The following is a 324-nucleotide window of genomic DNA, read 5'->3' as shown; positions in this document are numbered from 1 at the left end:
GTAAGATCCCTGAAAGATGATCAGGTTGATAGGTCAGAGGTGGAAGCGCGGTGACGTGTGGAGCTGACTGATACTAATCGATCGAGGACTTAACCAAATTACGATGAAACGTATTTCTTCTTCTTCAGAAAATATTATCTAGTTTTGAGAGAATGGTTAAAATTTTCTCTTGAAAATTTGCGAAAAACTATTATAATAAATAGTGTCGCATAAATAGTCTGGTGGCGATAGCGAAAAGGTCACACCCGTTCCCATACCGAACACGGAAGTTAAGCTTTTCAGCGCCGATGGTAGTTGAGGGTTTCCCTCTGTGAGAGTAGGACG

Annotated in this window: 2 rRNA genes; both read left to right on the top strand. The window is 41.4% G+C overall.

The features are described from left to right. Positions 1-97 (top strand): 23S ribosomal RNA (locus M3175_RS24710); the annotation flags it as partial. 120 nt (positions 98-217) lie between these two features. Continuing rightward, positions 218-324: ribosomal RNA gene (gene rrf, locus M3175_RS24705) — 5S ribosomal RNA — on the top strand; the annotation flags it as partial.

This window comes from Robertmurraya korlensis (assembly GCF_023715225.1).
In the GTDB taxonomy this organism is placed as follows: Bacteria; Bacillota; Bacilli; order Bacillales; family Cytobacillaceae; genus Robertmurraya_A.
The sequence above is the reverse complement of the archived record's forward strand: the minus strand, read 5'-3'. Positions and strand labels throughout refer to the sequence as shown.